This window comes from Nocardioides imazamoxiresistens (genome assembly GCF_032378595.1).
Lineage (GTDB): Bacteria > Actinomycetota > Actinomycetes > Propionibacteriales > Nocardioidaceae > Nocardioides > Nocardioides imazamoxiresistens.
Genome location: NZ_JAVYII010000001.1, coordinates 366,330 through 388,532, shown reverse-complemented (window position 1 = coordinate 388,532; position 22,203 = coordinate 366,330). Strand labels below are relative to the sequence as shown.

General features: G+C 73.8%; 18 protein-coding genes. 8 read left to right on the top strand and 10 right to left on the bottom strand.

The window, feature by feature from the left end; translation table 11 throughout:
• Positions 1–21: 21 nt before the first annotated feature.
• Positions 22–804 (top strand): M15 family metallopeptidase, encoded by a 783-nt coding sequence (locus RDV89_RS01880; RefSeq protein ID WP_315730833.1) that lies wholly within the window; start codon positions 22–24, stop codon positions 802–804.
• On the opposite strand, the gene RDV89_RS01875 is transcribed toward RDV89_RS01880, so the two are convergent.
• From RDV89_RS01875 to gdhA, 7 genes are all read right to left on the bottom strand, one after another.
• Entirely contained in the window at positions 792–1,349 is a 558-nt protein-coding gene (locus tag RDV89_RS01875; RefSeq protein ID WP_315730832.1) for an ATP-binding protein, read from the bottom strand. The genes RDV89_RS01880 and RDV89_RS01875 overlap by 13 nt on opposite strands.
• A gap of 89 nt (positions 1,350–1,438) precedes the next feature.
• A complete protein-coding gene (locus RDV89_RS01870) occupies positions 1,439–2,611 on the bottom strand; it encodes a PQQ-dependent sugar dehydrogenase (protein WP_315730831.1) in 1,173 nt (390 codons plus the stop codon).
• A 33-nt stretch (positions 2,612–2,644) separates the two neighbouring features.
• Complete coding sequence (locus RDV89_RS01865; RefSeq protein ID WP_315730830.1) at positions 2,645–3,607, bottom strand: alpha/beta fold hydrolase; 963 nt, start codon at positions 3,605–3,607, stop codon at positions 2,645–2,647.
• A 59-nt stretch (positions 3,608–3,666) separates the two neighbouring features.
• A complete protein-coding gene (locus RDV89_RS01860; RefSeq protein WP_315730829.1) occupies positions 3,667–4,521 on the bottom strand; it encodes an EamA family transporter in 855 nt (284 codons plus the stop codon).
• 86 nt (positions 4,522–4,607) lie between these two features.
• Positions 4,608–7,100 (bottom strand): glycoside hydrolase family 65 protein, encoded by a 2,493-nt coding sequence (locus RDV89_RS01855; protein ID WP_438823254.1) that lies wholly within the window; start codon positions 7,098–7,100, stop codon positions 4,608–4,610.
• Positions 7,101–7,111: 11 nt separating this feature from the next.
• A complete protein-coding gene (locus tag RDV89_RS01850; protein WP_315730828.1) occupies positions 7,112–7,882 on the bottom strand; it encodes an HAD family hydrolase in 771 nt (256 codons plus the stop codon).
• Positions 7,883–7,948: 66 nt separating this feature from the next.
• The gene (gene gdhA, locus RDV89_RS01845; RefSeq protein WP_315731508.1) at positions 7,949–9,283 is read right to left on the bottom strand and encodes an NADP-specific glutamate dehydrogenase; all 1,335 of its coding nucleotides are present in this window, start codon (positions 9,281–9,283) and stop codon (positions 7,949–7,951) included.
• Positions 9,284–9,472: 189 nt separating this feature from the next.
• Between gdhA and ilvD the strand changes: the two genes are divergently transcribed.
• Both ilvD and RDV89_RS01835 read left to right on the top strand, forming a co-directional pair.
• Positions 9,473–11,197 carry a dihydroxy-acid dehydratase gene (ilvD, locus tag RDV89_RS01840; protein WP_315730826.1) on the top strand — a complete coding sequence of 575 codons (1,725 nt, stop codon included), beginning with the start codon at positions 9,473–9,475 and terminating at the stop codon, positions 11,195–11,197.
• Positions 11,198–11,208: 11 nt separating this feature from the next.
• Entirely contained in the window at positions 11,209–12,450 is a 1,242-nt protein-coding gene (locus RDV89_RS01835; RefSeq protein ID WP_315730824.1) for a kynureninase, read from the top strand.
• Here RDV89_RS01835 and RDV89_RS01830 read toward each other — a convergent pair.
• Both RDV89_RS01830 and RDV89_RS01825 read right to left on the bottom strand, forming a co-directional pair.
• On the bottom strand, positions 12,432–13,082 hold the full coding sequence (locus tag RDV89_RS01830; RefSeq protein WP_315730823.1) for a class F sortase: 651 nt from the start codon (positions 13,080–13,082) through the stop codon (positions 12,432–12,434). The two genes, RDV89_RS01835 and RDV89_RS01830, sit on opposite strands and share 19 nt — an antisense overlap.
• Positions 13,079–13,792: a CHRD domain-containing protein gene (locus RDV89_RS01825; RefSeq protein WP_315730821.1), complete on the bottom strand. Its 714-nt coding sequence runs from the start codon at positions 13,790–13,792 to the stop codon at positions 13,079–13,081. Before RDV89_RS01825 ends, RDV89_RS01830 begins: the two co-directional genes overlap by 4 nt.
• A gap of 230 nt (positions 13,793–14,022) precedes the next feature.
• Between RDV89_RS01825 and RDV89_RS01820 the strand changes: the two genes are divergently transcribed.
• Both RDV89_RS01820 and RDV89_RS01815 read left to right on the top strand, forming a co-directional pair.
• Positions 14,023–14,544 carry an RNA polymerase sigma factor gene (locus RDV89_RS01820; RefSeq protein ID WP_315730820.1) on the top strand — a complete coding sequence of 174 codons (522 nt, stop codon included), beginning with the start codon at positions 14,023–14,025 and terminating at the stop codon, positions 14,542–14,544.
• The gene (locus RDV89_RS01815) at positions 14,541–15,269 is read left to right on the top strand and encodes a hypothetical protein (RefSeq protein ID WP_315730819.1); all 729 of its coding nucleotides are present in this window, start codon (positions 14,541–14,543) and stop codon (positions 15,267–15,269) included. Before RDV89_RS01820 ends, RDV89_RS01815 begins: the two co-directional genes overlap by 4 nt.
• An 83-nt stretch (positions 15,270–15,352) precedes the next feature.
• Here RDV89_RS01815 and RDV89_RS01810 read toward each other — a convergent pair whose 3' ends face one another.
• Positions 15,353–18,607, bottom strand: coding sequence for a S8 family peptidase (locus tag RDV89_RS01810; protein ID WP_315730818.1), 3,255 nt, complete (start codon positions 18,605–18,607; stop codon positions 15,353–15,355).
• A gap of 220 nt (positions 18,608–18,827) precedes the next feature.
• Here RDV89_RS01810 and RDV89_RS01805 point away from each other — a divergent pair, with 220 nt between their 5' ends.
• The 3 genes from RDV89_RS01805 to ilvN are packed head-to-tail and all read left to right on the top strand — an operon-like array spanning position 18,828 to position 22,166.
• On the top strand, positions 18,828–19,496 hold the full coding sequence (locus RDV89_RS01805; protein ID WP_315730817.1) for a 4a-hydroxytetrahydrobiopterin dehydratase: 669 nt from the start codon (positions 18,828–18,830) through the stop codon (positions 19,494–19,496).
• Between the two features lie 37 nt (positions 19,497–19,533).
• On the top strand, positions 19,534–21,603 hold the full coding sequence (locus RDV89_RS01800) for an acetolactate synthase large subunit (RefSeq protein ID WP_315730816.1): 2,070 nt from the start codon (positions 19,534–19,536) through the stop codon (positions 21,601–21,603).
• The gene (gene ilvN, locus RDV89_RS01795) at positions 21,603–22,166 is read left to right on the top strand and encodes an acetolactate synthase small subunit (protein WP_315730815.1); all 564 of its coding nucleotides are present in this window, start codon (positions 21,603–21,605) and stop codon (positions 22,164–22,166) included. The genes RDV89_RS01800 and ilvN overlap by 1 nt, the downstream gene beginning before the upstream one ends.
• Positions 22,167–22,203 lie beyond the last annotated feature (37 nt).

Genomic DNA, 22,203 nt, shown 5'->3' with positions numbered 1-22,203 from the left:
CGGGCCAAGGTCGTGGGCGCGGTGGCCGCTGCCTCCGTGCTGACCGTCGCGCTCGTGGCGGGAGAGGTGCGGCGCGGCGCGGCGCCGTCGGTCGTGGCCGACGCCCCGACCACCGAGGCCGCCACGGGCGCACCGGCCGACCTGGCCGCCGACCGCCCGAAGCGCCGCCCGGCCGGCCTCGCCTCCCCCCACCAGGACGACACCGTCGCCCCGTTCGACCTGTCCGCCCGCTCCACCACCGACCCGGCCTCGCCGTGGGTGGTGGTCAACAAGCAGCGCCCCCTGGACCCGCTCGACTTCCGCCCCGCCACGACCACGGTCGAGGGCCTCGAGGTCGCCGAGGTCGCGGCCGGCCCGCTGGCCGACATGCTGGCCGCCGCCCGCGCCGAGGGCGCCCCGCTCGGCCTCACCAGCGCGTACCGCTCCTTCGACCACCAGAGCCGCATCCACGCCGACCTCGTCGACGACCACGGCCGCGCCGAGGCCGAGCGCCTCTCCGCGCGTCCCGGCCACAGCGAGCACCAGACCGGCCTCGCCGTCGACGTCGTCGACCCGGGCCGGCGGTCCTGCGACCTGTCCGCGTGCTTCGCGGAGACGCCCGGCGGCCGCTGGGTCGCCGCCGAGGCGTGGCGCTTCGGGTTCCTCGTGCGCTACCCCGCGGGTGCGGAGGCGGTGACCGGGTACGCCCCGGAGCCGTGGCACCTGCGCTACGTCGGGACCGAGCTCGCCGCCGAGCTGCGGCGCACGGGCACGGCGACGCTCGAGGAGCTGTTCGCGGTGCCGGGCGGTGGCTACCCGGACTGACCGGATGCGGCGGGCTCGCCCGTGGCGTCGGGGGAGCCGGCCGCGCGGCCCGAGGCCAGGATCGTGGCGGTCACCGTCGTCGCCGCCTCGGTCGTCGTCACGTCCCAGCGGTGGCTGAGGCCCTGCACGATCAGCAGGCCGCGCCCGCGCGGCGCCGCCAGGTCCGGCTCGCGCGCCTCGATCGTGACGCCCGTCCGCCCGGCCGGAGCGCCCGCGGGCGGCTCCAGGGGGTCGACCTCGCCGAAACGGGCGGGGTGGCAGCGCGAGCAGCGCGGGTGCGGGCCGTGGTCGGTGACCCGCAGGTCGACGCGGTCGGGCCGCACGTCCCAGGACAGCTGCAGCGTCTCGTTGGGACAGGGGTACGCGTGGTCGATGCAGTTGCTGACCAGCTCGTGCAGCACCAGCATCGCGTTCTCGGCCAGCACGCGACCGGCGCCGCCCTGGTGGAGGTGGTGGCGCAGCAGCGAGCGCGCCAGCGTGGTGCTGCGCTCGGCGAACGGCAGCTCCGTGCTGAAGCTGATCGCGTCGTCGGTCCTCTCGTCCACGCGCCGGAATCTACCGTCGCGGAGGCCCGTCGGCCCATCCTTCGGGCGTGGGTCTCGTCGCAGGCGTCGAAGTCGTCGCCCCGACCCCCTCAGCCGAGGGTGAGCCGCACGATCCGGTCGTCGCCGTCGCGCGGCTCGACGCGTCCGTCGGTGTTATTGGTCAGCAGCCACAGCGTCCCGTCGGGGGCGGGCGTGACCTGGCGCAGGCGGCCGTACTCCTCCGTGAGGAACGCGGTCGGCTCCCCGCTGACGGCCCCGGCGGCCGGGTCCAGGTCGATGCGCCAGAGCCGCTGGCCGCGCAGGGAGGCCATCCACAGGGAACCCTCGGCGTACGCGAGACCCGAGGGCGAGGCCTCGGAGGGCGCCCAGGTCGCCACGGGGTCGACGAAGCCGGAGCCCTCGCCGCCCGCGCCCTCGACCTCGGGCCAGCCGTAGTTGCCGCCCGCCTCGATCAGGTTCAGCTCGTCGAACGCCTGGTTGCCGAACTCGCTGGCCCACAGCCGGCCCTCGGGGTCGAAGGCGAGGCCCTGCACGTTGCGGTGGCCCAGCGAGTAGACCGGCGAGCCCGGGTCGGGGTTGTCGGGCGCGGGCTGACCGTCGGGCGTGATCCGCAGGATCTTGCCGGCCAGCGAGTCGGGGTCCTGGGCCAGCGACGCCTCGCCCGCGTCGCCGGTCGAGACGTAGAGCAGCCCGTCGGGCCCGAACACCACCCGGCCGCCGTCGTGGCGGTTGGAGCTCGGGATGCCCGTGAGCACGTCGCTCTGCTCGCCGAGCGTGCCGTCCTCGGTGAGCACGCGGCGTACCACCCGGTTGTCCTCGGCGGTGGTCAGGTAGAAGTACAGCGCCCGGTCGCTCCCGAAGTCGGGCGAGACCGCGACGCCGAGCAGCCCGGCCTCGTCCTCGCCGTCGGCCTCGGGGAACTCACCGGCGTCGATCGTGAGCCCGTCGGGGTAGACGATCCGCACCAGGCCGGAGTCGCGCTCCGGCACGATCGCCGCTCCGTCCGGCATGAACGCCACGTCCCACGGCGCGTCGAGGCCGGTCGTGACGTCGCCGTCGGTCTGCGGGGTACGCGGCGGGGTCGCGGTCGGCGAGGCGGTCCCGGTGGTCGGCTCCGTGGCGCTCGGCGTCACCGCGGTGCCCGTGGACGAGGGGTCCGACGAGGAGTCCCCGCCGTCGGCGCAGGCGCTGAGCACGAGCAGGGAGCCGGCCGCAGCGAGGGCTGCGGGCCGCACGAGCGGGCGGGAGAGGGGGCGGCGCATGCCCTCCAGCCTAGGCAGACCGGCGGGAGCGGCTCAGCCCTCCGCGGCCACCTCGGCCACGGCCACCCGGGCCAGCAGCTCGCGCAGCAGCCCGTGCACCACGGCGGGCTTCTCCATCGCGACGAAGTGGGAGCCGTGCAGCTCCACGAACGTCGCGTCCTTCATCCGCGCCGCGGCCGACTCCATCGCGCGGGCACCGGCGAGGATGTCGTGCGACCCGGCCACGAAGGTCGCGGGCACCTCGATCGCGCTGAGCGAGACCCGCTGGTGGCGCGCGGCGTGCAGCGCGAGGTGGAAGTACCAGTCGAACGGCGTGGTGAGGAAGTCGCGCACCGCCACGGCGCTGGCCTCGTCGTCGGCCTGGTCGAACATGAACCGGGTGCGCGCCAGCAGCCGCACCGTCGTGGGCGTGATCGGCAGCGCCGGGGCGACGGCGCTCAGCGCCGGCCCGAGCAGGCGCGCCACCCGCGTGACGTTGACGGCGACCTGCTCGCGCACCGGGGCCGGCAGACGGGTGGGCTCGAGCATCGTGGAGAAGGTCGCGCCGGGCACGCCGGCGACGGCGAAGAGACCGGAGACCCGCTCCGGGTGGCGGTGGGCGAGCTCGAACTGCGTGTTGACGCCCATCGACCAGCCCATGGTGGGGGCCCGGTCGAGGCCGGCGTCGTCCATCACCGCGACGGCGTCCTCGACCAGCGAGGTGATCCCGACGTGGCGTCGGTCGGTCGGCCGCTCCGAGCCGCCGACCCCGCGGTGCTGCCACGACACGACGCGGACGTCGCAGTCGGGCGCCAGCAGGGCGGGCCAGGTGTACGGGTTGGTGCCGAGGCCGTTGCACAGCAGCACCGTCGGGCCGGACAGCGCCCGGTCGGGGTCGTTGGTCCAGGCACGCAGCCGCGTGCCGTCGGCGCTGACGACGTCGCGGAACGTCAGGCGCACGGGGGAGGTGGGCTGGCGGGCGCTGTCGCCGTCGACGGCCCTCAGTGTGGGAGGCACGGCCACCGATTGTGCACGAGCAGGCCCCGTTGTCGAGCCCCCCGCGTCCGCTCCGCGGCTCAGTCGGGCGCGGGCTCGGTCTGCGCCGGGCCGCCGCGCGAGGTCGCGGTCGCGCCCGCGACGGCCGCGACGACGCAGGCCAGCGCCGCGACCTGCAGCGCGGTCAGCAGCTCGCCGAGGACCAGCAGCGCCGCGAGCGCGGCCGCCGCCGGCTCGAGGCTCATCAGGATCCCGAAGACCGACGGCGGCAGGGTGCGCAGCGCGGTCAGCTCGCACGAGTAGGGGATCACCGAGCTCAGCAGCCCCACGGCCAGGCCGACGAGCAGGATCCGCGTGTCGAGGACCTGGCCGCCGTGCGCCAGCAGGACGTACGGCGTCAGCGGCAGCGTCGCGACCAGGCTCGCGACCGCGAGCCCGTCGAGGCCGGGCCAGCGCGCGCCGGTGCGGGCGCTGAGCAGGATGTACGCCGCCCACGCGGCGCCCGCCAGCAACGCCCACGCCACGCCGACCGGGTCGAGGTCGGCCGGCTCGGCGCCGAGCAGCACGACGCCGGCGGCGGCCAGGCCCACCCACAGCAGGTCGCGCAGCCGGCGCGAGCCGACCAGCGCCAGGGTGAGGGGGCCGACGAACTCGATGGTGACGGCGACGCCGATCGGGATCAGCGCGAACGACTGGTAGATCGCCCAGTTCATCGTGCCGAGGCTGAGGCCGAAGCCCAGGACGGTCAGCCAGTCGTCGCGGGTGCGGCCCCGCAGCTGCGGGCGGGCCCAGGCCAGCAGCACGATCGTGCTGGTGAGCAGGCGCAACCACACGATGGTGGTCGGGGAGACCTCGTCGAAGAGGCCCTTGGCGAACGCGGCGCCGAGCTGCACCGACGCGATCCCCACCAGCACCAGACCGACCGCTCGCCTCACGGCGGTGATCGTAGGTCCGGCGCCGGCGGGGGAGCGCGGCGGGCGGGTGCGGCGGGTGCGGCGGGTGGAGCGGGTGCTGCGGTGGCTCAGAGCTCGTCGTCGGGACCCACGACCGGGCTGGGCACACCGGCGGTGATGATCGTGCCGTCGGCACGGTGCCCGCCGATCAGCGGCCGGTCGCCGAGCACGCCGTCGATCCGCTCGCCCTGGTCGGCCAGCGGGACCTCGACGTCCTCGCCGGTGCGCGCGACGTGGTCCTCGCCGCGCACGCGGAACGCGAACTCGCCGTCCCCGTCGACCGCCACGGACAGGGCGTCCTGCGTGACGGTGACCCGGGCGGTGACGCCGTGCCACTGCAGGGCGAACTCGAGCGAGGGCCACTCGGCGGGCAGGCGCGGGTCGAACGAGATCCGTCCGCCGTGGTCGCGCATGCCGGCGAACCCGCTGACCAGCGCCGACCAGACGCCGCCCATCGAGGCGACGTGCAGGCCGTCGACCGTGTTGCCGTGCAGGTTGCCGAGGTCGACGAAGAGGGCGGAGCGGAAGTACTTCATCGCCACCTCGTGGTAGCCGACCTCCGCCGCCATCACCGACTGCACGACCGCCGAGAGCGTCGAGTCGCCCGTGGTGATCGGGTCGTAGTACTCGAAGTCCGCCTTCTTCTCCGCCGCCGTGAACCGGTCGCCCTGCAGGAACAGCGCGAGCACCACGTCGGCCTGCTTGAGCACCTGGAACCGGTAGATCACCAGCGGGTGGTAGTGCAGCAGCAGCGGACGCAGCTCGATCGGCGTGCGGGACAGGTCCCAGACCTCGCGGTCCAGGAAGTGCTCGTCCTGCGGGTGGATGCCCAGCGCCTCGTCGAACGGGATGGTCATCCCGGCCGCGCAGCGGGCCCACTCGTCGACCTCGTCGGCCTTCAGCCCGGTGCGCGCGACCACCTGCGCGTACGCGGCGGGGTCGCTGGCGGCGACCTCGCGCACGGCCTGCACGGCCCGCTCGAGGTTGTAGCGCGCCATCACGTTGGTGAAGAGGTTGTTGTTGACGACAGTCGTGTACTCGTCCGGACCCGTGACGCCGTGGATGTGGAACGTGTCCTCGCCGTTGGTGCGCCAGAAGCCGAGGTCGGCCCACATCCGCGCGGTCTCGATGAGGATGTCGACGCCGTCGCGCGTCAGGAAGCCGGTGTCGCCGGTGGCGTCGACGTACTTGCTCAGCGCGTACGCCACGTCGGCGTCGATGTGCACCTGCGCGGTGCCCGCCGCGTAGTACGCCGAGGCCTCCTCGCCGTTGATGGTGCGCCAGGGGAACAGGGCCCCCTCCTGCGCCATCTCGCGGGCGCGCTCGCGCGCCGCCGGCAGCATCCGGGCCCGGAAGTGCAGCGCGTTGCGGGCGGCGTCCGGCTGCGTGTAGGTCAGGAACGGCAGGACGTAGACCTCGGTGTCCCAGAAGTAGTGGCCCTCGTAGCCCGAGCCGCTCACGCCCTTGGCGGGCACGCCCTGCTGGTCGGCGCGGGCGCTGGCCTGGGCGAGCTGGAAGAGGTTGTAGCGGATCGCCTGCTGCAGCTCGGGGTGGTCGGCCACCCGGACGTCGGCGTGGCTCCAGAACCGGTCGTACCAGGCGCGCTGGTCGGCGACGTAGTGGTCCACGCCGAGCCGGCGCGCCCGGTCGAGGGTGCGGTCGCAGCGGTCGGAGAGCTCGCGCACGGGCACGCCGCGCGAGGAGTGGTACGCCACCAGCTTGTCGAGGCGCACGACCTTGCCCTGGGTGGCGTCGACGCGCAGGACGTACTTCGCCATGTCCTCCTCGGCGTGCCGGATCACCTCGTGGGTGTCCTCGCAGGTGAGCACGTGGTCGACGGCGACCGCGACGGTCATCTTGGAGCGGGCGCACTGGTAGCCCAGCATCATCCGCTCGTCGTCGGCGTAGTGGCCGCGCGGGAGCAGCACGCGGTGCTCGAAGCCGGCCGCCTTGCGCGGGTCGATGCCCTCGCCGAGGGAGGCGCCGGGCACGTGGTACTCGTCCTTGCCGTCCTGCCGGTTGAGCACCTGCGACGAGATCACGATCGGTGCGTCGCCGTCGAGCATCTCGACCTCGAGCGCCAGCAGCGAGAGGTGCCGCTCGGTCATCGAGACCATCCGCGACGACTTCACGCGCACCCGCTTGCCCGCCGGCGTGCGCCACACCAGCGAGCGGGTGAGGATGCCGGAGGCGAAGTCCAGGCTGCGCTCGTAGTGCTCCAGGTCCGCCGTGCCGAGGTTGAGCGGCTCGTCGTCGACGTAGAGCTTCATGACCTTGACGTCGGGGACGTTGACGATCGTCTGGCCGGTGCGCGCGAAGCCGAACGCGCTCTCCGCGTGCTTGATCGGCCAGGTCTCGTGGAAGCCGTTGATGAAGGTGCCGTGCGCGTGCGCGTCGCGGCCCTCGGCCGGATTGCCCCGCATGCCGAGGTAGCCGTTGGCCACCGTGAACAGCGTCTCGGTCAGACCGAGGTCGCCGGGGAAGTGGTCGGTCTCGACGAGGCGCCACGGGTCGACGGGGAACCGTCCGCGGTCCATCGGGTCGTCGGCGATGTCCTCGATCATCGTCGCCATCAGCGGGTTCCTCCGGTGGTCGTCGGGTCGGCGGGCACCAGGTCGGCGAGGTCGGCCACGACCACCGTCGCGCCCGCGGCGCTCAGGTGCTCGGCCCCCACGCCGCGGTCGACGCCGACGACGGCGGCGAAACCGCCCGCGGCGCCGGCGCGGACGCCGGAGACGGCGTCCTCGATCACGACGCTGGTGGAGGCGTCGGCGCCGAGCACCTCGGCGGCGTGCAGGAACGTGTCGGGAGCCGGCTTGCCCGGCAGGCCGAGCTCCTTGGCGACCGCCCCGGAGACGACGGTCTCGAAGCGGTCGGCCAGCCCGGCGGTCTCGAGCACCGCGGGCGCGTTGGCCGAGGAGGAGACGACGGCGAGGCGGACGTCGAGGGTGGCGAGGTGGTCGAGCAGCGCGACGGAGCCCGGGTACGCGCGTACGCCCTCGCGCTCGAGCACCGCGTTGAACGCGTCGTTCTTGCGGTCGCCGAGGCCGTGCACCGTGTCGGCGTCCGGCCCGTCGGCCTCCGAGCCCTCGGGCAGCTCGATGCCGCGCGAGGCCAGGAAGTCGCGCACGCCGTCGTAGCGCGGCTTGCCGTCCACGTGGTCGAAGTAGTCGCGGTCGGTGTAGCGCGAGGTGTCACCCGCACCGTCCCAGCCGGCGAGGAACTCGTTGAACATCACCTCCCACGCCCGCATGTGCACCTCGGCCGTCGGCGTGATCACGCCGTCGAGGTCGAACAGGGCGGCCCGGAAGGAGGTCCATTCGATCGATCCAGTCACGGGCATCAGGCTAGGCCCCCCGGCGCCGTCGTGCGGACGGAGCGTCGGCATCGGTGCACGAAGATCGGTGGATCAGATCACACCGAGGGCGAGCATGGCGTCCGCGACCTGGATGAAGCCGCCGATGTTGGCGCCCGCGACGTAGTCGTCGGGCAGGCCGTAGGCGTCCGCGGTCGTCAGGCAGCGCTCGTGGATCCCGCGCATGATCTCGCCGAGGCGCGCCTCGGTGTGCTCGAAGGTCCAGGAGTCGCGGCTCGCGTTCTGCTGCATCTCCAGCGCGCTCGTGGCGACACCGCCGGCGTTGGCCGCCTTGCCCGGGCCGAAGGCGACCTTCGCGTCGGCGAGCACCTGCACAGCCTCGGGGGTGGTCGGCATGTTGGCGCCCTCGGCGACCAGCACGCAGCCGTTGCCGACCAGCGTGCGGGCGTGGGTCTCGTCGAGCTCGTTCTGCGTCGCGCACGGCAGCGCGATGTCGCACGCCACGTCCCACACCGATCCCGTGGTGACGTGCGTGGCGTCGCGGACGTCGGCGTACGCGCTCAGGCGCGCGCGGTCGCGCTCCTTGACCTGGCGCAGCACCTCGAGGTCGATGCCGGCCTCGTCGACGACGTAGCCCTGCGAGTCGGAGCAGGCCACGACCGTGCCGCCCAGCTGATGCACCTTCTCGATGGCGTTGATCGCGACGTTGCCCGAGCCGGAGACCACGACGCGGCGACCGTCGAAGTCGGTGCCGCGGTGGGCCAGCATCTGCTCGGCGAAGTAGACGAGGCCGTAGCCGGTGGCCTCGGGACGCACCTGCGAGCCGCCCCACGTGACGCCCTTGCCGGTCAGCACGCCGGACTCGTAGCGGTTGGTGATCCGCTTGTACTGCCCGAACAGGAAGCCGATCTCGCGCGTGCCCACGCCGATGTCGCCGGCCGGCACGTCGGTGTGCTCGCCGAGGTGGCGGTAGAGCTCGGTCATGAAGGACTGGCAGAAGCGCATCACCTCGGCCTCGCTGCGACCCTTCGGGTCGAAGTCGGAGCCGCCCTTGCCGCCGCCGATGGGCATGCCGGTGAGCGCGTTCTTGAAGATCTGCTCGAAGCCCAGGAACTTCACCGTGCCGGCCAGCACGCTGGGGTGGAAGCGCAGCCCGCCCTTGAAGGGACCGAGCGTGGAGGAGAACTCGACGCGGAAGCCGCGGTTGATCTGCACCCGGCCGGCGTCGTCGACCCACGGCACGCGGAAGACGATCTGGCGCTCCGGCTCGCACAGGCGGGTGATGACGCCGGCGTCGGTGTACTCCGGGTGGCGGGCGACGACCGGACCCAGGGACCCGAGCACCTCGCGGACGGCCTGGTGGAACTCCAGCTCGCCGGGGTTGCGTCGCAGGACGTCCTCGTAGGTGTCCCGCAGGTGGGGGTCCAGGTGCTCCGTCACGCTCGTCCTCCGCTCGTCGTGCTCACGTCGCGGCCGCGGTCGCAGCCGGCTGAGACGCTAGTGCCACGACGGAACGGGTGTTTCAGCGGGGACGCGCGGACCGCGGGCGTCCGGCCCACCCGGTCCGAGCACCGGCCGCCGAGCGCCGGCGCGTCCGCGCAGGTCTACCCTGACGCCATGACCGGTGGCACGCCCTCGACGACCCCTGCCGCGACCGCGGCTCCCAGCACGCCCGACATCAAGCCGCGCTCGCGCGACGTCACGGACGGCCTCCAGGCGACGGCCGCGCGCGGCATGCTGCGCGCCGTCGGCATGGGTGACGACGACTGGCAGAAGCCGCAGATCGGCGTCGCGTCGTCGTGGAACGAGATCACGCCGTGCAACCTGCCGCTCGACCGGCTCGCGAAGGCCGTGAAGAACGGCGTGCACGCGGCCGGCGGCTACCCGCTCGAGTTCGGCACCATCTCGGTCTCCGACGGCATCTCGATGGGCCACGAGGGCATGCACTTCTCGCTGGTCTCGCGCGAGGTGATCGCCGACTCCGTCGAGACGGTGATGATGGCCGAGCGCCTCGACGGCTCCGTGCTGCTCGCGGGCTGCGACAAGTCGCTGCCCGGCATGCTGATGGCCGCGGCCCGCCTCGACCTGGCCAGCGTCTTCCTCTACGCCGGCTCGATCATGCCCGGCAAGGTGGACGGCCGCGACGTCACGATCATCGACGCCTTCGAGGCCGTCGGCGCCTGCCTGGCCGGCAAGATCTCGCAGGAGGAGGTCGACAAGGTCGAGCGGGCGATCTGCCCCGGCGAGGGCGCCTGCGGCGGCATGTACACGGCCAACACCATGGCCGCCGTGGCCGAGGCGCTCGGCATGTCCATCCCCGGCTCGGCCGCGCCGCCGGCCGTCGACCGCCGTCGTGACGGCTTCGCCCACAAGTCCGGCGAGGCGGTCGTGGAGATGCTGCGCCGCGGCATCACCGCGCGCCAGATCATGACGAAGGAGGCGTTCGAGAACGCCATCACCGTCGTGATGGCCCTGGGCGGCTCCACCAACGCGGTGCTGCACCTGCTGGCCATCGCCCGCGAGGCCGAGGTGGACCTGACCCTCGACGACTTCAACCGGGTCGGCGACAAGGTCCCGCACCTGGGCGACCTCAAGCCCTTCGGCAAGTACGTGATGTACGACGTCGACCAGAAGGGCGGCATCCCGATGGTCATGAAGGCCCTGCTCGACGCGGGCCTCCTGCACGGCGACTGCCTCACGGTGACGGGTCGGACGATGGCGGAGAACCTCGCCGACATCGCCCCGCCGCAGGTCGACGACGACGTGATCCGCAAGCTCGACCGCCCGATCCACGCCACGGGCGGCCTGACGATCCTGCACGGCACGCTGGCCCCGGAGGGCGCCGTCGTGAAGTCGGCCGGCTTCGACGAGTCGGTCTTCGAGGGCACCGCGCGCGTCTTCGACGGCGAGAAGGCCGCGATGGACGCCCTCGCGGCCGGCGAGCTGAAGGCGCGCGACGTCGTGGTGATCCGCTACGAGGGCCCCAAGGGCGGTCCCGGCATGCGCGAGATGCTCGCCATCACCGGTGCGATCAAGGGCGCCGGTCTCGGCAAGGACGTGCTGCTGCTGACCGACGGCCGCTTCTCCGGTGGCACGACCGGCCTGTGCGTCGGCCACGTCGCGCCCGAGGCCGTCGACGCCGGTCCGATCGCGTTCGTGCGCGACGGCGACCCGATCACCCTCGACGTGGCCAACCGCCGCCTCGACGTCGACATCGACCCCGAGGAGCTCGAGCGCCGCAAGGTCGGCTGGGAGCCGCTGCCCCCGAAGTACACCCGCGGCGTGCTCGGCAAGTACGCCCGCACCGTGCAGTCGGCGGCGCACGGCGCCGTCACGGGCTGACGAGCACCCGCGTGACGCACCGCGACCCGGCGGGCCTCGACCGCGAGGACCCGCTGGGTCCGCTGCGCGAGCGCTTCGTCGGCGCCGGCACCGACCTGGTCTACCTCGACGGCAACTCGCTGGGCCGCCCGCTCGCCGCGACGGCGGCCCGGATGGCCGCCTTCGTCGAGCAGGACTGGGGCACACGGTTGATCCGCGGCTGGGACGAGGGCTGGTTCGACCTGCCGCTCACCCTCGGCGACGAGCTCGGCCGCGTCGTCCTGGGCGCCGGGCCCGGGCAGACGGCGGTGGGGGACTCCACCACCGTGCTGCTCTACAAGATGCTGCGTGCCCTCGTGGCCGAGGCCCGCGACCGCGACCCGGCCCGGGTCGAGATCGTCGTGGACACCGACAACTTCCCGACCGACCGCTACGTCGTCGAGGGCGTGGCCGCGGAGACCGGCGCTGTCGTGCGCTGGCTCGAGGTGCCCACCGACGGCGGCATCGAGGTGGAGGCCCTCACCGGCGTGCTGGGCCCGACGACGGCGGTCGTCCTGGCCAGCCACGTGGCGTACCGCTCGGGGCACCTGCTGGACCTCGCCGCCCTCACCGCGGCCGCCCACGCGGCCGGGGCGACGGTGCTCGCCGACCTGTGCCACTCCGCCGGGGCGGTGGAGGTCCGGCTCGACGCGGCGGACGTCGACGTCGCGGTGGGGTGCACGTACAAGTACCTCAACGGCGGCCCGGGCTCCCCGGCGTACGTCTACGTCGCCCGCCGGCTGCAGGAACGGCTGCGCCAGCCCATCACGGGCTGGATGGGGCACGCCGACCCGTTCGCGATGGGGCCGGGCCACACGCCGGCGACCGGGATGCGCCGCTTCCTCTCCGGCACCCCCGCCGTGCTGGCGATGCAGCCGCTGGCCGCGACCGTCGCCCTCCTCGACGAGGTGGGCGTGGCCGCGGTGCGGGAGAAGTCGGTGGGGCTGACGGGGTACGCCGTCGAGCTCGCCGACGACCTGCTCGCCCCGCTCGGGGTGGAGCTCGCCACCCCGCGCGACCCGGCCCGCCGCGGTGGGCACGTCACGCTGCGCCACCCGGCGATGCGCGAGGTGGTCGCCGCGCTATGGCGCCGCGACGTGCTCCCCGACTACCGCGATCCCGACGGGCTGCGGGTGGGCCTGGCGCCGCTCTCGACGTCGTACGCCGAGGTGCGCGCCGGTCTCGTCGCGGTGCGCGACGAGCTGGTCCGGGTCGGTCAGGCCGGCGAGGCGTAGACCACGCGGTTCTCCGTGTAGCGCCCGATCGCGCGGTCGTAGGGACCGGTGCAGGTGATGAGGCGCAGCTGGTCGTCCGGGGTCGCCCCGAAGACCGCGGTGGTGGGGAACTCGTCCTGCGGGACGTCCTCGGTGCGGTCGACGACGTAGCGCACCGCCGTGCCGTCGGCCGTGGTCACCACGACCTCGTCGCCGGCGACCAGGTCGGGCAGGTCGGCGAAGACCGCGGGCCCGTCCACGGCGTCGAGGTGACCGACCACGACGGTCGGCCCGCGACCGCCCGGTCGTCCTCCGCCGGTGAACCACCCGACGCGGTCCGGGTCCTCGGGCACCTCCAGCTCGCCGTTGGCGGCCGTGCCCAGGTCGATGGGCGCCTCGTCGACGCCGATGGCCGGGATCTCGACGCGCACGGGCTCGTCGCCGTCGCCGGTCCCCTCCGGCGTCCCGTCCGATGACTCGGCCGTCACCCCCGGTGCGGCCGAGCCCGACGAGGTGGGCGCCGGGGCGTCGTCCGAACCCGCGGCGCCGTCACCGCTGTCACCGCCGCCACCGCCGCACCCCGCGAGGAGCACGGCGGCGACGACGGCGACGGCTGCGGCGCGGCGACGACGCCGGGACGCGGGTCGGGTCACGCCTTGCGGCGCAGGGCGACCGCGCCGGCGGCCCCGACCACGGTCAGGAGCGCGACGCCGGTCAGGGCCGCGGCGGTGGCCCCGGTGCCCGCGGCCTCGGTGGTGGTGGCGAGGCCGCCCGCACCGGTGTCCACGCCGCCGACCGGGATCTCGGTCAGCTGGCCGCGCACGGCGCCCGCCACGAACTCGGCGGTGTGCGTGTCGGCCGAGAAGGAGGCCGGGTCGGCCTCGAGGTCCGCGAGCGTGAAGCCGTCGCCCGTGTCCGCGCCGTCGGCCTCGACGCCGGTGGTGAACGGACCCTGCAGGCAGCCGCTGGAGGTGCGCGACGAGTCGTCACCCTCCGGGTTCGGGAACGCGATGCGCGGGGGACCGCCCTGGCCGGCCGGGGCCGCGTGGATGTGCGTGGCGGTCTTCGCCGGGCTCTCGTACTCGCCCGTCACGCCCTGGAGGGTGATGTCGTAGCAGATGATCTCCTCGTCGGAGTTGACCCGGAAGGTGAAGGTGCCGGTGGCGCCCTCCTCGCCCGGGACGGCCTCGCCGTCCGGGTTGATGATCGTGTCGGGCGTCGCCATGACGGTGAACGCGCTCGTGAAGGAGTCGGGCTCCGGCACCTCGGTCTCGGCGGAGGCCGGCGCCGCGGTGGCGGCCAGGGTGAGGGCGGCGGCGCCCGCGAGGGCGGTGAGCCGGAGGACGGGTCGGGTCGTGGACATTCCATCTCCTTCGTCGTCGGGCACGCCGAGCGACGCACCTCGGCAGGGAGTACGCCGCCCGCGGCCGCCGCGTTCACCCCCGTCCCGGATTTCTTCCCGGGCGACCCGATCGGGGCGGGAGTGAACGCGGCGGCGACCCACGGCGTACCCCTTGCGTGTCCCTCGCCCCCGACCTGCCCGCCGCGCCCGTGGCCCTCGGCGCTCGGCCCCGGCTGGCTATCGTGACCGCGATGGCCGACCTCGACCTCGCCGAGGCCCACCGGCTCCACGCGCCGGAGCTGCTGGGCTTCGCCCTCAACGCGCTGCGCGACCGCGGCACGGCGGAGGAGTGCGTGCAGGACACCTTCACGCGGGCCTGGCAGGCACGCGAGCGCTACGACCCCCGCCGGGCCGGCGTGCGGACCTGGCTGTTCGCGATCGCCCGCAACGTCGTCGTCGACCACGTCCGCGCCCGCGACCGCCGGGCCCGCCGGAGCCTCGTGGCGGTCGGCAGCGAGGAGGCCGCCCACCCGGGGCACGCCGAGACCGTCGAGGACCGCGTGACCCTCGTCTGGGCGCTCGCGCAGCTGAGCGAGGAGCACCGCGCCGTGGTGGTGGCGGTGCGCCTGGAGCAGCTGACGTACGCCGAGGTCGCCGAGCGCGAGGGCGTGCCGATCGCGACGCTGCGCACGAGGATGTACCACGCGCTGCGCGCGATGCGGCGCCTGCTGGAGGACGCCGACCGGACCACGGGTGGGGAGGACGCACGATGAGCACGACACCGGAGCAGCAGCGCCGCGAGGAGCTCGTCGCCGCGGCGGCCACCGGCGACCTCGACGCCGCGGAGCGCGCCGAGCTCGACGCGCTGTGCGCCGCGGACCCGGCGCTGGCGGCCGAGGTCGCGGAGCTGACGCTCCTGTCCGACCGCGTCGGCGACCTCGACCCCTGGCTGGTGCCGACGCCCGCCGAGCCCGCCGCCGAGCCCGCCGTCGCGCCCGTCGCGTCGCGGCCGCGTCGCGCGCCGCTCCTGGCCGCCGCGGCGGCGCTGGTCGTGGGCGCCGGCCTGGGCGCCGTCGCGACGGGCGTGCTCTCCGACGGCGACCCCGCGGGCGGACCGGGCGACGCCCCGGCGGCCGCGCCGACCGGACCGCCGGGCACCCTCGGGGCGCACGAGCCGGTGCGCTTCGAGGGGGAGAGCAGCCCCGGGGCGGACGACCCCGACGGCGCCACGGACGTCGACGCCGTGCTCGTGGCGCACACCTGGGGCACCGAGGCCGTCCTGGACGTCGAGGGCCTGGAGGCCGGCGCGACCTACGAGGTGAGCTTCGTGGCGAGCGACGGCGAGCGCTACAGCGCGGGCGCCTTCCTCGGCTCCGAGGTGCCGATCCACTGCAGCCTCAACGCCGCGGTGCTGCGCGAGGACGTGCGCGAGCTCGTCATCGAGGCCCCCGACGGCGCCGTCGTGCGCACCGCCGCGCTGCCCGTCGTCGACGGCTGACCCGCAGCAGCGGCCCGGGGGACGACGAACGGCCGCCGCCCCCGGAGGGGCGACGGCCGTCGCGCGGTGGTGCGGTGGTGCGATCAGCTCACGCCGGGCACCGAGACGATCTCGCCACGGCGACCGGGGGCCCCGTAGAGGTGGAGGACGAGCGCGTCCGCGCCGCCCGCACCGCTGAGGTCGATCGTGGCGCCGTCGTTGTCCTCGAACAGCGGACCGGCGGTGGAGATGGCCGGCGTGCCGGCGTCGAAGGTGATGTCACCCGTCGAGTCGGCGTCGCCACCCGTGTAGGCGTCGAAGACGCCCACGCTGTAGGTGATCGGTGCGCTCGAGCCGTCGGTCGAGAGGCCGACGGCCTCCTTGGAGACCGGCAGCAGCACGACGTCGGTGTCGAACACGTTGGTGTCGACGTCGGCGTCGAAGAAGTTCACCGGCTGCAGGTCGAGCGTCGCGCCGTTCGAGAGGTCCACCGTCACGGAGTAGAGCACGTCCGTGTCCGGCAGGAACTGCAGGGACGTCTCGACGTCGGGGGTGCCGTCGCCGTCCACGTCGTAGGTGACGTACGGGATCGCCGTGCGACCCTGCGTCGCCCAGTCGGCCCACGTGTCGATGCCGAACCAGAGCCACTCGTCGGTGGCGCCGGCGCCCACGGCCTGCAGGTCGTTGCCGCGGTCGGAGCCCTGGTCGACGCAGCCGACGACCTGGGTCGGCGTGCACACGGGCAGCTGGCCCGAACGCTCGCCGAGCTCGAGGACCGAGACGAGGGAGCGCTGGCGCGAGGTGGACTCGCCCTGGTCGACCCCGGCGCCGTCGAGGACGAGCTGGTTGTTGGCCAGGCTGGTCGACGTCGTCGAGTTCGGACGGGCCACGCCGTGCACCGGCACGCGGTGCTGCAGCTTGCCGGACGCCTGGACCGTGATGCGGCCCGAGGCGGCGCTGACGAACTGGCGCGGGACGCCGAGCTGGTCGAGCTCCATCGTCGGGTCGATCGTGCGCCCGAGGGCGTCGGTGTCGACCACCATCGTGACCGTGAACGTCCGCGAGGAGCGGGCGGGCACCGTCAGCGACCGCGACGAGAGGGTGTAGCTGACGCCCGGCTGCTCGGTCGCGGCCTCGTAGCCGAGGGCGTACGTCTGCGACCGCGCGTCCGCGTTGCGGACCGTGATCGTCTTGGAGCGCGTGACCTGGCCCTCGGTGATCGGCACGTTGACCACGCCGAACGTCGCGGACACCGGGCTGTTGGCGCCCTGGGCCCACACCTGGGTGCGGGTCGTGGTGGCGGAGCGCGCGTCGATGCGACCGGCGCCCACGCGGGCCGGGCCGTAGACCTCGCCCGAGCGGTCGGCGCCCGTGTAGAGGTCGTTGTTGGCCGTGTTCATGACCGCGGCCTTGACCTCGCCCGGCGTGAACGTCGGGTTCTGCGCGAGCACGAGGGCGGCGACACCGGCGGTGACCGGGGCGGCCATCGAGGTGCCCGAGAGCGACGCGGCGCCGTTGCCGCTGCCGACGGCGGCCGAGCTGATCGTGTCGCCGGGAGCGGCGACGTCGGGCTTGACCACGCTGCGGGTGCCGTGGCCGCCGCGCGAGGTGAAGCCGGAGACCGTGTCGGTGATGTCGTCGTCGTAGGTCGGCAGGCTCTGCGCGAGGTCGCCGTCGAAGGTCACCTCGAGGGTGCCCTCCTCCGCCGCGGCGCGCAGGCGCTCCGTCTCGGTGCCCGTGAGCTGGACGACCGGGATCTCGGTGTCGCCGGAGATGCCGGCGCCGAAGACGTCGAGGTCGCTGGTGAACAGCGAGCCGATCGCCCCGGCCTCACGAGCGTTCTGGGCGCGGGCGACGGAGCCGCACGCGCGGGTCGCGTCGTTGTCGTCCCACTCCAGCCAGGCGACCTTGCCGGCCACCAGCGCGGCCTGCTCGCTGGTGAAGGGCGCGCAACCGTCGAGGTTGCCGGGGACCGTGGCGACGGTGCCGGAGACCGGCGGCTCGCCCGCCCAGTCGTAGGCGACCGAGAACTGGCCGGCGGCCTGGCCGGCGACGGAGGACGGAGCCGTGACCTCGATGGCGTCACGCGTCTGCAGCGCGTCCACCGAGCTGGCGACCGTCAGGGCGCTCGTGGCGCTGCCCGGGGAGCCGCCGGCGTCGGTGAGGTCGCCGGAGTTGCCGTTGGAGGCGACCGTCAGCACGCCGTGGCGCGTGAGCTCGTCGATGACCGCGTTCTCCGGGTCGTCGGTCGGCGCGAACGACGAGCCGAGCGACATGTTGACGATGTCGAGGCGGTCGTCGAAGCGACCGTCGCCGTTGGGGTCGAGCGCCCAGTCGAGGGCGGCGATGACCTGGTCGGTGCTGCCGGCGCAGCCGAAGACGCGCAGGCCGTAGAGGCTGGCGCGCGGCGCCATGCCCGGCCCGATCTGCATCTCCTCGAGCGCGTCGGCGTCGAGCGAGCCGTACTTGCCCGCGAACGTGTCGCCGTCGCCCGTCACGCCGTAGCCGCCGGCGCTGCCCGCGACGTGCGTGCCGTGGCCCTCGCAGTCGAGCGGGTTCGGGTCGGGCGCGGGGACCGGGTTGTACGCCTCGCCGGCCTCGGGGTCGGCGTTGTAGTCGTCGCCGACGAAGTCGTAGCCGCCGGCGATCTTGGCCTGGCCCAGGGCGGGCAGCGCCTCGCGCCAACCGGCCTCCGTGCCGGCCGCGAACGCCTCCTCGTAGGCCTCGCGGGTGCCCTCGCCGCCGAACGTGGCGTGGGTGTAGTCGATGCCGGTGTCGATGACGCCGATCTTGACCCCGGCGCCCGCGTTGGCGGCCGCCTGCCACACCGTGTTGGAGCGCAGCAGCGCCGCGGCGCTGGAGTTGTTCGTCTCGTGGCGGCGCACCGGCGAGACCTTGACGACGCCGCGCTGGTTGGCCAGCGCGCGGATGCCGACCGAGTTGGCCGTCACGGCGACGCCGGGCACCGCGTTGGTGACCGTGTACGCCTCCGTCGCGCCGCTGTCGGCACGCTGGGCCGCGCCGACGACGGTCTCCGCGGTCGACTCGATCTGCGAGCGGCGCTGGGTGGCCGTCGACTGGGCGCGGGACGCCGACGCGGCGGCGGCCGCGGACGCGGCACCCTGGCCGGAGAGCTGGACGAAGACCGTCTGACGGCCCTGGCGGTCGAGGTCGAGGCTGGGGGAGAGGACGGTGCGACCGCCCTCGGGAGCCGCGGACTCGGGGATCTCGACCGGCTCGGCGCCGGTCGCGGCCCCGCCCTCGGTCGGTGTGGACGAAGCGGGGGAGATGCTCAGCAGGGACGCGCCGAGAGCGGCGACGGCGATGCCGACCCATCTGCGGGACGGACTCAGGGACACCGGGTATTCCTTTCGACCGACGGGCGCGACCTCGATCCCGATCTCGAGGGCGGAAGACGTCCGGCGGTTGCTGCACCTTAGACCGCGGATCGCCGGTTGCCCACCGGTGCGCGGACGGAATTTTCCAGACCGTGACCCGTCGTGACCGAGGCCGACGAAGCGGGTCCGGCGGCCCCCATGGGGGTCCCGTCGCGGACGTCGCGGTGCTTTCATGGACCCCATGGCCACCGTTCCCACGCTCACGGGCGAGCAGGTGCTCGCCGCCGACCTGCCGGACTGGCGGCTGCTGCTGACCCGGCTCCACGCCCGCTTCGTCGTCGACGACTACCGCACGGCCACCGAGCTCACGGCCCGCGTCGCCGCAGCGGCCACCGAGCTCGACCACCACCCCGAGCTCGACCTGCGCTTCGGTGCGCTGCGCGTGGTGACCTGGAGCCACGACGCGAACGGCGTGACCGAGCGCGACGTCGAGCTCGCACGCCGGGTGAGCGCCCTGGCCGCGGAGCTCGGCGCCCGTGCGCAGCCGCGCACGGTCCAGGCGCTCGAGATCGCGCTGGACACCCCCGACCACGCCGCGGTCAAGCCCTTCTGGCGAGCCGTGCTCGGGATGGAGGACGGACCGCTGCCCGACGACCTCGCCGACCCCGCCACCGGCCTGCCCGGGATGTGGTTCCAGGAGTGCGAGCCCGAGCCGGCCGACGCCCCGGCGGGGCGGATGCGCTTCCACCTCGACATCACCGTGCCGCACGACGTGGCGCTCGGCCGGGTGGACGCCGCCCTGGCCGCCGGCGGCCGGCTGGTCAGCGACGCGGCGGCCAAGGCCTTCTGGGTCCTCGAGGACGCCGAGGGCAACAAGGCCTGCGTCTGCACCTGGCAGGACCGGAGCTGACCTGCGCCGCTCGGCCGAGGGCCGCGATGGTCGGAATGTGGGACCGGCGTACCAGAGTGTGGGACGCGATGGCAGACTGGTTGACGTGGTGAGGCCCACCGGCGACCGTTGGACCCATGCGCACCGACCTTCTCGTACGCACGCGACGCGTGAGCTGAGGCCTACCGGCCCCAACGCCCACGTGTCATCCCCTCGTCGCCGACAGGCCGAGGGGTTTTTTGTTGGCCCGACCCGGGCGGAGGACACTGGTCCGCAGCCGGAGCGGGCCGGCGCCGACCAGCACGACCACGACGAGCAGCGCCGGAGCGAGCACGCACCGGCCGACGAGGAAGTTCGACTGATGAGTGAGCAGAGCGAGGCGGCGTCCGCGACGATGACCGGGGCCCAGAGCCTCGTCGCGTCGCTGGAGAGCGCCGGTGTGGACACCATCTTCGGCATCCCGGGCGGGGCGATCCTCCCGGCGTACGACCCGCTGATGGACTCCACCCAGATCCGCCACATCCTGGTGCGCCACGAGCAGGCCGGCGGCCACGCCGCCCAGGGGTACGCCACGGCGACCGGCCGCGTCGGCGTCTGCATGGCCACCTCCGGGCCCGGTGCGACGAACCTGGTCACGCCGCTGGCCGACGCCCACATGGACTCCGTCCCGATGGTGGCCGTCACCGGCCAGGTCGGCGCCTCCATGATCGGCACGGACGCCTTCCAGGAGGCGGACATCCGCGGCATCACCATGCCGATCACCAAGCACAACTTCCTCGTCACCGACCCGGCCGAGATCCCGGTGCGGATCGCCGAGGCCTTCCACATCGCGCAGACCGGCCGCCCCGGTCCCGTGCTCGTCGACATCGCGAAGTCCGCGCTCCAGGCGCAGACGACGTTCCGGTGGCCGACCGAGCTGAACCTGCCGGGCTACCGGCCCGTCACCCACCCGCACGCGAAGCAGATCCGCGAGGCGGTCAAGCTCATCCTCGAGGCGCGCAAGCCGGTGCTCTACGTCGGCGGCGGCGTGATCCGCTCCGGCGGGTCGCGCGAGCTGCTCGCGCTCGCGGAGTTCACCGGCATGCCGGTCGTGACGACCCTGATGGCGCGCGGCGCCTTCCCCGACAGCCACCCGCAGCACCTCGGCATGCCGGGCATGCACGGCACGGTGGCCGCGGTCGCGGGCCTGCAGAAGAGCGACCTCATCATCAGCCTCGGCGCGCGCTTCGACGACCGCGTCACCGGCAACCTCGACTCGTTCGCGCCCGGCGCGAAGGTCGTGCACGCCGACATCGACCCGGCCGAGATCGGCAAGAACCGCCACGCGGACGTGCCGATCGTCGGCGACGCCCGCGAGGTCATCGCCGAGCTGCTCGCGCTGCTGCGCACCCAGGCCGACGCCGGCCACACCGGCGACTACGAGGGCTGGGTGGCATTCCTCTCCGGCGTCAAGAGCAAGTACCCCCTCGGCTACGACGCGCCGGCCGACGGCTCGCTGGCGCCGCAGCTGGTGATCGAGCGCCTCTCGGCGATCGCCGGTCCCGAGGCCATCTACTGCGCCGGCGTGGGCCAGCACCAGATGTGGGCCACGCACTTCGTGCAGTACGAGAACCCCCGCACCTGGATCAACTCCGGCGGTCTCGGCACCATGGGCTTCTCCGTGCCGTCCGCGATGGGCGCGAAGGTCGGCCGCCCCGACACGACGGTGTGGTCGATCGACGGCGACGGCTGCTTCCAGATGACCAACCAGGAGCTCGCGACCTGCGCGATCGAGGGCATCCCGATCAAGGTCGCCGTGATCAACAACGAGTCGCTCGGCATGGTGCGCCAGTGGCAGACGCTCTTCTACGAGGGCCGCTACTCCAACACCGACCTGCACTCGAAGCGGATCCCCGACTTCGTGAAGCTCGCGGACGCGTACGGCTGCGTGGGCCTGGCCTGCGAGCGCCCCGACGACGTCGACGCGGTGATCGAGAAGGCGATGTCGATCGACGACGTGCCCGTCGTCGTCGACTTCCGCGTCCACCGCGACGCCATGGTGTGGCCGATGGTCGCCGCCGGCACGAGCAACGACGACATCAAGTACGCGCGAGACCTCGCGCCCGACTTCGACGAGGACGACCTCTGATGAGCAGCAGCAAGCACACGCTGTCCGTGCTGGTCGAGGACAAGCCCGGCGTGCTGGCGCGCATCGCGGCCCTGTTCAGCCGGCGCGGGTTCAACATCGACAGCCTCGCCGTGGGCCCCACCGAGCACCCCGACATCTCTCGGATGACGATCGTCGTCGACGTCGAGTCGGTGCCGATGGAGCAGGTCGTCAAGCAGCTCAACAAGCTGGTCGAGGTGATCAAGATCGTCGAGCTCGACCCGACGAACTCGGTCAACCGCGAGCTGGTCATGGTCAAGGTGCGCGCCGACGCCGAGACCCGCGGCCAGGTCCTCGACACCGTGCAGCTCTTCCGCGCCAAGGTCATCGACGTGGCGCCCGACGCCGTGACGATCCAGATCGCGGGCAACGCCGGCAAGATCGCCGACTTCCTGCGGATCCTCGAGCCCTTCGGCATCCGCGAGCTCGTCCAGTCCGGCATGGTCGCGATCGGGCGCGGCTCCCGGTCGATCACGGAGCGCACCGCGCGTCCCGTGCCGGTCCCGGCGCCCGCCTCCGCGCGGGTCGCACCGGTCGCCGGCTGAGCGCCGGCACCACCGACGTACCCCCTGAAGTAGTCAA

Excerpts from the sequence above, each read along its gene's own strand:
- RDV89_RS01825 (WP_315730821.1), bottom strand. The coding sequence starts at position 13,792 with ATGTCCACGACCCGACCCGTCCTCCGGCTCACCGCCCTCGCGGGCGCC.
- RDV89_RS01805 (WP_315730817.1), top strand. The coding sequence starts at position 18,828 with ATGGCCACCGTTCCCACGCTCACGGGCGAGCAGGTGCTCGCCGCCGAC.
- RDV89_RS01815 (WP_315730819.1), top strand. The coding sequence starts at position 14,541 with ATGAGCACGACACCGGAGCAGCAGCGCCGCGAGGAGCTCGTCGCCGCG.
- ilvN (WP_315730815.1), top strand. The coding sequence starts at position 21,603 with ATGAGCAGCAGCAAGCACACGCTGTCCGTGCTGGTCGAGGACAAGCCC.
- RDV89_RS01850 (WP_315730828.1), bottom strand. The coding sequence starts at position 7,882 with ATGCCCGTGACTGGATCGATCGAATGGACCTCCTTCCGGGCCGCCCTG.
- ilvD (WP_315730826.1), top strand. The coding sequence starts at position 9,473 with ATGACCGGTGGCACGCCCTCGACGACCCCTGCCGCGACCGCGGCTCCC.
- RDV89_RS01870 (WP_315730831.1), bottom strand. The coding sequence starts at position 2,611 with ATGCGCCGCCCCCTCTCCCGCCCGCTCGTGCGGCCCGCAGCCCTCGCT.
- RDV89_RS01820 (WP_315730820.1), top strand. The coding sequence starts at position 14,023 with ATGGCCGACCTCGACCTCGCCGAGGCCCACCGGCTCCACGCGCCGGAG.